The 10,631-nt window shown below is 65.7% G+C and carries 8 protein-coding genes and 1 pseudogene; 7 read left to right on the top strand and 2 right to left on the bottom strand.

Translation table 11 applies throughout. The annotated features are described in order from the left end of the window. Positions 1 to 59: 59 nt before the first annotated feature. From D9C15_RS31350 to D9C15_RS31320, 7 genes and pseudogenes are all read left to right on the top strand, one after another. A pseudogene (locus D9C15_RS31350) lies at positions 60 to 1,010 on the top strand (tyrosine-type recombinase/integrase); the annotation flags it as partial. 36 nt (positions 1,011 to 1,046) lie between these two features. Next, on the top strand, positions 1,047 to 1,631 hold the full coding sequence (locus D9C15_RS31345) for a DUF7686 domain-containing protein (RefSeq protein ID WP_128003416.1): 585 nt from the start codon (positions 1,047 to 1,049) through the stop codon (positions 1,629 to 1,631). Between the two features lie 227 nt (positions 1,632 to 1,858). Beyond that, positions 1,859 to 2,881 (top strand): IS110 family RNA-guided transposase, encoded by a 1,023-nt coding sequence (locus D9C15_RS31340; RefSeq protein WP_128003415.1) that lies wholly within the window; start codon positions 1,859 to 1,861, stop codon positions 2,879 to 2,881. A 549-nt stretch (positions 2,882 to 3,430) separates the two neighbouring features. Beyond that, a complete protein-coding gene (locus tag D9C15_RS31335; protein ID WP_128003414.1) occupies positions 3,431 to 5,374 on the top strand; it encodes a site-specific integrase in 1,944 nt (647 codons plus the stop codon). A gap of 454 nt (positions 5,375 to 5,828) precedes the next feature. Beyond that, positions 5,829 to 6,482, top strand: a complete 654-nt coding sequence (gene parA, locus D9C15_RS31330) for a ParA family partition ATPase (protein WP_128003413.1) — start codon at positions 5,829 to 5,831, stop codon at positions 6,480 to 6,482. 11 nt (positions 6,483 to 6,493) lie between these two features. Beyond that, the gene (locus tag D9C15_RS31325; RefSeq protein WP_128003412.1) at positions 6,494 to 7,507 is read left to right on the top strand and encodes a ParB/RepB/Spo0J family partition protein; all 1,014 of its coding nucleotides are present in this window, start codon (positions 6,494 to 6,496) and stop codon (positions 7,505 to 7,507) included. Between the two features lie 58 nt (positions 7,508 to 7,565). Beyond that, a complete protein-coding gene (locus D9C15_RS31320) occupies positions 7,566 to 8,198 on the top strand; it encodes a type IIL restriction-modification enzyme MmeI (protein ID WP_128003411.1) in 633 nt (210 codons plus the stop codon). 52 nt (positions 8,199 to 8,250) lie between these two features. On the opposite strand, the gene istB is transcribed toward D9C15_RS31320, so the two are convergent. Both istB and istA read right to left on the bottom strand, forming a co-directional pair. Further along, positions 8,251 to 9,084, bottom strand: coding sequence for an IS21-like element helper ATPase IstB (gene istB / locus D9C15_RS31315; RefSeq protein ID WP_128003410.1), 834 nt, complete (start codon positions 9,082 to 9,084; stop codon positions 8,251 to 8,253). Continuing rightward, positions 9,077 to 10,588, bottom strand: coding sequence for an IS21 family transposase (istA, locus tag D9C15_RS31310; RefSeq protein WP_128003409.1), 1,512 nt, complete (start codon positions 10,586 to 10,588; stop codon positions 9,077 to 9,079). The genes istB and istA overlap by 8 nt, the downstream gene beginning before the upstream one ends. Positions 10,589 to 10,631 lie beyond the last annotated feature (43 nt).

The raw sequence follows: 10,631 nt of genomic DNA, 5'->3' as shown, positions 1-10,631 counted from the left end.
CCCGCGCCAGTGCTAGCTTTGCGTACCGTCACTTATTGCACTGAAAACGAGGAGACCCCATCCTGTGGGCGATCGTCGAGCGCGGGCGGGCTTTGTCGTCGCTGACCACCGAGGACGCCATTGCCTACCGAGCCTTCCTGCGCCATCCAGTTCCACGCGCACGCTGGGTCGGCACACCGCAGCCGCGGTCGTCACCGGCATGGCGTCCCTTCGCGGGCGACCTCTGCGCCCGCTCGGCCGCCTATGCGCTGTCCGTACTCAACGCCCTGTACCGCTGGCTCGTCGAGCAGCGCTACCTCCTGGCCAACCCGTTCGCCGGTGTCAAGGTGCGGGGCGGCCGACCGGCGCAACTCGATGCGTCACACGCCTTCACCGAGCACGAATGGAAACTGATGCGGGTGGTCGCTGACGGACTGGAGTGGTCATACGGCTGGAGCGAGCCGGCCGCGCAGCGGCTGCGCTTCATGCTGGACTTCTCCTACGCCACGGGCCTTCGGATCAGCGAACTCGTCAGCGCACAACTTGGCGCGATCGATGCCGATGTGCATGGCGACACCTGGATCCGGGTCGTCGGCAAGGGCCGCAAGGCCGGCAAGGTCGTGCTGCCACCGTTGGCCCGCGCCGCGCTGGATCGCTACCTTGTTCAAAGAGGGCTGCCCGCGACGCCGTCGAAGTGGCGCCCGTCGACCCCGCTGATCGGCAGCCTCGGCGAAGATGAAAGCGGGATCTCCACGTGGCGCCTGTGGCGGGTGATGAAGCGGTTCTTCAGCACTGCCGCCGACGTCGTGGAGGAAGGTACTCCGGCGCTGGCCGAGAAGCTGCGCTTGGCCACACCGCACTGGACGAGGCACACGCATGCCACGCACCTGCTCGAAGGCGGCGCCGAGCTGACCACGGTGCGAGACAACCTGCGGCACGCCTCGCTTGCCACGACCTCGATGTACCTGCACACCGACGATGCGCGGCGTGCCAGGCAGGTGGCCGATCGGTTCGCCGTTCCGCGGGCGTAGCCTAAAGTTGCCTCGCCTTCACGCACCTTGCGACGCATGCCGCCCATCTCCTGCGATGCCTGCCGCCAGCCCACGGCCGACCACGATGTCGTGAACTACGGGTCGATGGAGACCGGCTACCGGCGGCTCTGCGGCCGATGCTTCAACGAGGCCGCCGCCAGCCGCCTCGGTCTGCAGGGGTTCGAGCACGTGGCCTTCGAGCCCGTCCGCATGGTCGATGGACGCGGGGCGGAGCACGAGTTCCGGTTTCGCAACTGGCTGTGCGGCACCGGATTGGCGATCGACGCGTTCGAGCTACGCGAAGGCAGCCCGGCGGGGTATCGGTTTCAGGTGATCGGGGAGCCTGACGACGACCCGCTGGAGTTGCTGGGCAAGCTGATCGGCAAGATGCGCCGGGCATTGGCCCTCACCCATCTGGAGGACACCGACCTCGGGCCGCAAGTGAACGATGGCCTGGTGCTGCGGGGGACCGTCGACAGCGATCCCGATGATGACCATCGTGTGCCGATGGTCATCATCGATGGCCGCGAGATCTCCTGGGACGAGTTCGGACGGATGGTGGCGACCTTCGAGGGTTGGCAGTTCAGGTTGGAGTTTCGCGACCGGAGCGAAGAGGTCTGACCGGGCCGATCGAGTGAGACCGCGGGGTCCGGTCTCGCAGGGGTTCCCGATACGAAGCGCACCAATCTGCACGAAAAGCCCGCCGCGCCTGGAACAGCCGCAATCGTAAGTGCTTGTCGTGCAACGGGTTCTCAGATCAAAGCGCACCAATCTACTGAGATGGACCCGACGCCCCCCTTCGGGGAGACTGCGTGCCCCTTCGTTTTCGATTGGCATGGAGGCTCATCATGGAAGTCGACGTTCTCGGTATCGATCTGGCCAAGCGTGTGTTCCAACTCCACGGCGCGACGCGCACCGGTGTCGTCGTACACCGTTCGAAGGTCAGCCGGCCTTCCTTCCTGGAATCGATTCGGCGCTTGAGTCCGAAGCTCGTGGTGATGGAGGCGTGCAGTTCGGCCCACTACTGGGCCCGGGTTCTCCAGCGCCAAGGGACGGACGTGCGCCTCATCAGCCCGCAGTACGTTGCACCGTTCGTGAAGACCAACAAGAACGATCGCAACGATGCCGAAGCGATCGTCGAAGCGGCAAGCCGCCCCGCCATGCGGTTCGTTGCGATCAAGACGATCGAGCAGCAAGACCTGCAGGCGCTGCACCGGCTCCGTCAACTCCTGGTCCATCAGCGCACCGCGATCATCAACCAGGTCCGCGGTGTGCTCGCTGAGCGCGGGATCGTTGTCGCCCAGACCCCTGCAGCCTTCCACCGCGCCATGCCCGACGTCTTGGCCAGCCAGGACGAAGAACTCTCGCAGTTCTGCCGAGGCCTGCTTGTGGACCTCCTGGAGCACCTGAAGTCGGTCGAGGAGAAGATCGACAGCTGCGACGCCAGGGTCAAGGCGTTCATGTCCAACTCGCAGGCCTGCAAGAGGATCAGCGCCATCGATGGTGTCGGCCCGCTCACCGCCACAGCCATCGTGGCAGCGGTCGGCGACGCCAGCGAGTTCAAGAATGGACGTCACCTCGCGGCCTGGCTCGGCCTGGTGCCGCGGCAGTACTCCTCCGGCGGGAAGTCCAAGCTCTACGGCATCAGCAAACGAGGCGACAAGTACCTGCGAACGTTGTTGATCCACGGGGCTCGAGCCGTCTTGCGATACGTCGCCGGCAAGACCGACGCGCAGAGCAAGTGGCTTCAGCAGCTCATCGAGCGGCGTGGCTACAACCGTGCCGCAGTGGCGGTGGCCAACAAGAACGCGCGTGTGATCCAGGCGCTGCTGAGCAGCGATCGAGAGTACGTTCGCCAAGCAGTGGCGTAGTCGAGGCTGAACGCACCACCCATCCCCCCGCCCTTCCCGCCAGCGGGAAGGGTGCCCCAACGACGTCAAAACTCAACGTGGAGGGTTGACACCAGAAACCCAGCGCAGGTTTGCGAAGCACTACCAACGTGATGACGAAATCGGTCAGACCAGCATCTCGGGATCCTGATTTTCCTGCCGGCTGAGCAATCAAGCCGCCAATTTGCTGAGGACGAGATGCGCGAATCTCATCGAGGCTGCGGGCATGTGAGAGCTGTGCCCATCAAGCGAGCCGGATACATGCGTGCAGACCACTTCTTCCCATCACAGCGTAGGGCTTGCAAAGGGCGTCGGGTCCATACATGCACGAAAGGTACGACTACCCCGGCTCCCGGCGAGAGCGTCAAATTCAGTTGTGTGAGCTGCCGCAGTGCGAATGCGTCGCATTCGTATTGAGATAACCGATGATAACTGCTATTATCACCGATTACAGCCAGTCTGAAATTTCCGCCGCTTGAGACCCGGAAACGACCCTAACGTGAGCCCCGACAACGACTTAGGAGTCCCGCGATGACGCGCGAGCTGCTGCCGGCCGGCCGGCGCGAGCTATCGCGCGCGCACATCACGTTCTACCGGGCGGCCATGGACGGCGTCGAACTGCCCAAGGCCTGGGAGCTGTACCTGCAGTTCGAGGGCGACTACACCGACACGCTGGCCAAGGCGACGATGCACTGGGTGCGCCAGGCGCTGATCCAGGAGGCGCTGGCCACCGGCCAGGCCTCGCTCATAGGGCTGTTCCGCCGCGAGCCGTGGCGGGTCAAGACCAGTGCCAAGCCCACGCTGGCCGAGTTCGCGTCGCGCTTCGCCGACGCCGGCGACTTCTCCGAAGCCGAGCTCACCGAGATGTGGAAGGAGGAGTTCGGCGGTTCGGATCGCGCCGAGGCGCGCCGCGAGCGGCTCAGCCAGCGTCTGCGCCAAGCGCTGCAGCTGCTCGAGCGCGCGACGCGCCGGCAGCCCAAGCGATCAGACCCCGTGGCAACGTGGCTGGCCCCAAACCTGTCGGCCAAACTCGCCGAGGCTGGCCTGGCCACCTTGGGCGCCGTGCGCGACGCCCTGGCGGCACGGAAGACGCCGCGCTGGGAGGAAGTGCCGGGCGTGGGTGAAGTGTGGGCCGACCGCCTGCAGCAGTGGATGGACGAGCACGCGGTCGAGGCCAAGCCCCCTGCCCTGCCGGCGCTTCTGCCTGTGGCCAGCCCGCTCGTCCCGCTGGAGCGATTCACCCCGCCGAGGCAGCCCGTCATGCGCGCGGCGGCCGCGGCGGCAGTGCCGGTCCCGCCCTCCCCTTACCTGCCCGGCGGGAATGCACTGGGCGCCCTGAACGACAAGCACGCCATCGAACTGTGGCTGGCGGCCAGGGCGATCAACCCAAACACCCTGCGCTCCTACCGGAAGAACGCCGAGCGGCTTCTACTGTGGTGCTACTTCGAGCGCCAAGCGAGCTTCCCGGAGCTGACCACTGAGGACGCGATCCACTACCGCGCCTGGCTGTACGACCTGGGCCGCAAGACACCAGAGGAATGGGCCGAGGCGGGGTGGAAACTCCCGGCCGAGGCATGGATCGGGCCTCGAGGCGCGAAGCGGCACGGCGCCGAGTGGAGGCCTTTCGACGGGGCACTCTCGGAGGGATCCGTCGCTCAGGATCTCCTCACCGTCCGGTCGCTCTTCGAGTTCTTGGTCGAGGGGCGGGTGGCGCAGATCAACCCCTTCAAGCTGCTGGGCAAACGCGCCACGTCGCAGAAGGCCGTGGACGAACTCACCCAGCAATTCACCGGGCGGAGCTTCACCCTCGCCGAGTGGCACCACGTCGTCGACGGGCTGGGTGCGGAGGGCTGCTCGGACCTTGAGCGGCGGCTGGTGCTGGTGCTCTGGCTGGGGTTCGCGTGTGGCCTGCGCGCATCCGAAATGCTGTCGCTGACGTTGGGAAGCATCATCCTGGGCGAGGTGTGGCGCCTGAAGGTGATCGGCAAGGGAAACAAGGTGCGAAACGTACCCCTGCCCTCCCCTGTCCGCGACATGCTCTTGACCTACCTGCAGAGCGTGGGTGTGCCACCGGACGAGGTTGTGCGAGTTGCCAGGGCGCCGAAGGATGACAAGGCTCGCCTGGCGCCGCTGTTGCGAAGCCGGCGCGGCCGCCGGCGCGTGGGCGGGCCGGCCCCAACCCAGCCGCTCCGCTATACCGCCCTGTACGAGTCGCTGAAGGAGCACTTGGCCAAGCGCGGTGACGATCTCGCGGTGACGGATCCGGTGGCGGCGAGCAAGTTCAGGGAAGCGTCTACTCACTGGTTGCGCCACACCTGCGCCACTTTGGCTCTGAAGGACGGCGTGCCCTTGAACGCCGTGCAACGGCTCTTGGGCCACGCGTCGCTGACGACCACGTCGAACTACGTCACGGAGCACGAGGAGGCCCTCATGGCTGCGATGGAGAAGTTCGTCGTCCGAGCATCAGGAACTTAATAAGATTCACACCTTCGCAAGATTGTTCAGAACGAGAGTCGGCGTTCAAGAGTGGAGGCGACCACCCTGCCCCGCCGTGGGCGCTCAACTGGGCGTCTCGTTTCCGCGCGGAAACGAGAGGAATGCAAGCGGGCCATGAAGCTGGCGCCAGTCGGGAGACTTAGCAAGCCGACGTCCACAGGATCCCCTTCAGTAGGTGCCATTCGCAACCGGGCACCTCAAGCGTCCTCAAGGAGTCCTTGACGATACAGAAGCCTGGGTCGGGCAGCGGCGGTCGGCGCCCTTGTTTCCGCGCGGAAACGCAGTCGCATTTCTCGATGCTTCTTCGCAACGATTGAAGGCGCGCAGGTGGATTTTCATTCAAAGACTATTGACGAATGATTCGACGACGACGACAGTCGGCCCGTATAGTTTCCGCGCGGAAACGCTTGGGCTGAATCGAAGGAGCAAACCAATGACGGCGAAGATCATTACCGTCTTCAATCAAAAGGGCGGATGCGGGAAGACGAACATTGCGATGCACCTCGGCGGAGCACTTGGGCGTCGCAAGAAGAAGGTCAAGATCATCGATGCCGACCCGCAGAACACCGCGACGCGGTGGCACGCCCAGGCAAAGGATGAGGCGCCGTTTCCCGCGCGCATCTCCAATCTGAGTGGGCTTGGTGCCGCGCTGCATCGGGAAATTAAGGCCGACCTGGATAATTTCGATTACATCGTCGTTGATTGCCCACCTTCGGTGGATTCTCCGATTGCCGGATCGGCGCTGCTGGTCTCCGACCTTGCGGTCATCCCCGTGGTGCCTTCGCCGGCCGACCTTTGGGCAGCTGTCGCCGCAAAGAAACTGGCCGCGCAGGCGCAGGCCACCAACCCGGATCTGAAGGCCGTGGTGGTGTTCAACATGGTGCAGCGAACCGCCATGGCCAAGGGTGCGCTCGACGTGATGGCCGAAGACGAGGGGGTTCCGGTCCTCAAGTCGCAGCTCGGCTTGCGAAGTGCCTATCGAGAGTGCCAGGTGATGGGCGGGACGGTGCACGCCGTACCGCGGGCCGGTGCAGCCGTTGCCGAGGTCGAAGCGCTCGTCGACGAGTTGCTCAACGAATTGAAGTGAAGGGGTCGGCGATGAGCAAGAAGGATCGGGCGTCAATGCTGAGCGGTTCGCTGAAGACCTCGTTGGCGAGCGAATCGTCGGCGGTGGATCAGCGGTTTCGTGCAGCAGAGCAGACGCTGGCACAAACCGGCGGCAACCTGTTGCGACATGGGGAGGAGGGAGCGCGCCTGGGAAGTCACGCGGCGGCCGGCGCGGAAGGTGCGAAGCCAGAGGGGGCAGCTGGCTGGATCGAGGTCGCGATCGACCTGGTGGACGACAACCCGGAGAACAGCCGCGACTCTTACCCGGAGGACGAGATCGGCGAACTGGCCGAGCTCATCCGGCAACAGGGGCAGTTGGAGCCGGCGCATGCGATGCCGAATCCTGGGGCCGAGGGGCGATGGATTCTCCTTTCCGGGCACAAGCGTAAGCGCTCGCTCATGCGCGCGGGCAAGCGGGTCATCCGGCTCATCCCAACGCAGTACGTCGAAGGCATCGAGCGCTACAAGCTCTCGTTGGCCTACAACACGCACACCCGCGAGACGGCCTACGACAACGCCAGGTCCTGGTCCAAGCTCCTCGAGGCGGGCCACGTCAAGACGTACGACGAGCTCGCGGAAAGGCTGGGAATCTCGAAGAGTCTGCTGAGCAAGACGCTGGCGTTCAACAAACTGCCGGAGGCAGCACTTGCGCGCGTGCGCGAGCACCCGAGAAAGTTCGGCGCGACGGCCGGCCAGCTCCTGGCTCAACTCGCGCAGACCGCGGACGAAAGTGCGCTGCTCGGTCTAGTCGAAGGGGTGATCGAGGATCGCGTGACGACGCGGCAACTCGAGGCGGAAGTCGCTCGCGCAGACGTACCGAAGAGGCCCAGAAAGCCGAAGGTCAACAGCAGGCAGTACCGCATCCACGAAGGAGAGGCGGAGATCGGCATCCTGAAGGACTGGGACCACGGGAGGGTGCTGCTCGAGGTCAACCTGCAGGATCCGAAGCGCCGCCTGGCACTGCTGGATGTGCTGAAGCGAGAACTGCATATCGACCTGGGCTGAACCGGCTGGATGGAGGGGCGCGAAGCGCCACGAGCCGAATCGAAGAAGAAGGACCGGCATGACGGCACCAAGCGAGAAGAAGGCAAAGCTGCAGGCATTCACGCAGTGGGTGGCTCAGCACATCAGCGGCGACGAAAAGGGGGAGGCACAGGTCTACCTTGATCGGCTATTCCAAGCCTTCGGCTGGAACGGGCTCAGGGAGGCAGGCGCGACGTGCGAACTCCGCGTGAAGAACACGACGGGCGGCACGTCGTTCGCCGATCTCGTGTGGAAGCCGGTGGTCGTGATCGAGATGAAGAAGAGAGGCGCAGATCTCGGCAAGCACTACAGCCAGGCGTTCACGTACTGGACCCGATTGGTGCCCAACCGTCCGAGGTACGCGGTGCTCTGCAACTTCGACGAGTTCTGGCTGTACGACTTCGAGACGCAGCTCGACACGCCGGTGGATGTGGTGAAACTCGCGGACCTGCCGACGCGGTACGGGCCGCTGAACTTCATGTTTCCGGGCGACGAGGCGCCGGTCTTCGGGAACCACCAGGAGTCAGTGACGCGCCAGGCGGCTGACAAGCTGGCAGCGTGCTTCAACTCGATGGTGAAGCGTGGGGTCGAGCGAGATCTGGCGCAGAGGTTCACGCTGCAGATGCTCATGGCTGTTGCCGCCGACCGAATTCTGACCACCCGTGCCGACTGAACTTTGACCAGGGGCGGGTGGCAGTCGCGGGGACTGCCGTCTGTGGATAAGTCTATTCGCTGAGTGGGTTGGAGCCCTCCTGGTTGGGGTCTGTTGGGGCGCTGCGGCGGGCCTGCTCGCGCGCCCGGATCCGGGTCTTGGCGGTGGCCGAGGAGTGCCGGAAGCGGTAGGACTCGTTGCCCGTCTCGATGATGTGGCAGTGGTGGGTGAGGCGGTCGAGCAGCGCGGTGGTCATCTTCGCGTCGCCGAAGACGGCGGCCCACTCGCCGAAGGTCAGGTTGGTGGTGATCATCACGCTGGTGCGCTCGTAGAGCTTGCTGAGTAGGTGGAAGAGCAAGGCGCCGCCGGCCTGGCTGAACGGCAGGTAGCCGAGTTCGTCCAGGATCACCAGGTCCATGTGCATCAGCGTGGCGCCGATGCGTCCTGCACGGCCCTCGGCCTTCTCGCGCTCCAGCGCGTTGACCAGGTCGACGGTGGAGTAGAAGCGCACGCGCTTGCCGCGCCGGGTGATGCCGGCCACACCGATGGCCGTGCTCAGGTGGGTCTTGCCCGTGCCCGGCCCGCCGATGAACACCGCGTTGTGCGCCACCTCGGTGAACGCCATCTCGGCCAGTTGCTCGACCAGGTTGCGGTCCACGCGCGAGGACTCGAAGTCGAAGCTGGCCAGGTCGCGGTGCACGGGGAACTTCGCTGCTCCCATCTGGTAGTTCACCGAGCGCATCGCCCGGTCCACGCCCTCGGCCCGCAGCAGGTGCTCGACCAGCCAGCGGCCGCCGTCGACGGCACCCAGTCCGCCCTGTTCCTGCAGATCGCCCCAGGCAGCTGCCATGCCGTACAGGCGCAGCGCCTTCAACTCGGCCACCACGTCGCGCTGTGCTTCAGACATGGTGGTCCTCCTGGGCGGCATGGTCGGCACGCAGGCTGTCGTAACGCGCGGCGTCCGCCTTGGGCGGCTCGCTGAGCGTCAGGGCAGTCTCCACCTTCTCGGGTTCGGGGGCCGCATTGAGCCGCGCCAGCACGTTGAGCACGTGTTCTGCGCTGACCGCACCGGTCTCCAGCACCAGGCTGACGGCCACCAGCACGGCTTCCAACCCAGCCGTAGGCACGGCCGCCAGCACCTGAGCCATCACCCGGTCGCCACCGGGGCGACGCATCAGCGCACGCTGCAGCGCGATCAGCGGCTCGGGCATGTCGGCGAAGGGCGCGCCGTTGCGAAGCACGCCCGGCTTGCGCTGCACCAGCGGGATGTAGTGCGTCCAGTCGTAGCGCGTCTGGCCCCGGTCGCTCAACCGCTCGTGGTCAGCCTGGACCTTGTCGTCGGCCACGACCACCACCCGGCCCGGGTACAGCCGGGTGCTCACCTGCTGGCCCGCCAGCTCGCACGGCACCGAGTAGCGGTTGCGCGCCACCGACACCAGGCAGGTGCTCGACACCCGCGCCGGGTTCTCCACGTAGCCGTCGAACGGCTCGGGCATGGGCATGAGGTGCGGCTGCTCCAGCTCCAGCATCTCCGCCACGCTGAACTGCTGGTGCTCGGGGTGGCGCAGGTCCGCCCACAGCGACCGGCACCGCTCGCCCAGCCACACGTTCAACTCCACGAACGAGCCGAAGCGCCGCTCACCGGCCTCGATCCAGATGCGCCGGCGGCTGTCCTGCACGTTCTTCTCCACCACCCCCTTCTCCCAGCCCGAGGCCACGTTGCAGAAGTCCGGGTCGAACAGGTAGTGGTTGCACATCACCGCGAAGCGCGCGTTGACGATGCGGCCCTTGCCCTTCTTGACCTTGTCCACCGCGGTCTTCATGTTGTCGTAGATGCCCCGGCGCGGGATCCCGCCCAGCGCGGTGAACGCGCGGGTGTGCGCGTCGAACAGCATCTCGTGGCCCTGGCTCGGGTAGGCCGTCAGCCAGAACGCGCGCGAAGCGCACAGCTTCAGGTGCGCCACCTGCACCCGGTAGTAGATGCCGCCCACCACCAGCCCTTCCTCGCTCCAGTCGAACTGGAACGCGTCGCCCAGCTCGAACTTCAGCGGCACAAACGCAGTGGTCAGCACCGCCTGCCCCTCGCCCTGGCGCCAGGCACGGATGAAGTCGGTCAGCCGGCTGTAGCCGCCGTCGTAGCCCTGCGCCTGGATCAGCGACAGCAGCGCCCGGGCGCTGCGCCGTTCGTGCCGGGGTCGGTGGGCGTCGGTCTTCAACGCCTGCGTGATGGCATCGACGAACGGGGTGAGCTTGTTCGGCGCGCTGCGCCGCCGGTACTTCGGCTGCGCCTCGGCCGGCGCCTTCAGCCACTTCTTGATCGTGTTGCGTGACAGGCTCGTGCGCCTGGCGATCTCACTGATCGACTTGCCCTCGCGCTCTCGCAGCGAGCGGATCTTGCCCTTTAAGGCCATGGTGATCACCGTCCAGAACCCCTGCCACAAAAAGCAGCAGGGT

It is taken from the genome of Piscinibacter defluvii (genome assembly GCF_004011805.1).
GTDB classification, from domain to species: Bacteria; Pseudomonadota; Gammaproteobacteria; order Burkholderiales; family Burkholderiaceae_C; genus Piscinibacter; species Piscinibacter defluvii.
The sequence above is the reverse complement of the archived record's forward strand: the minus strand, read 5'-3'. Positions and strand labels throughout refer to the sequence as shown.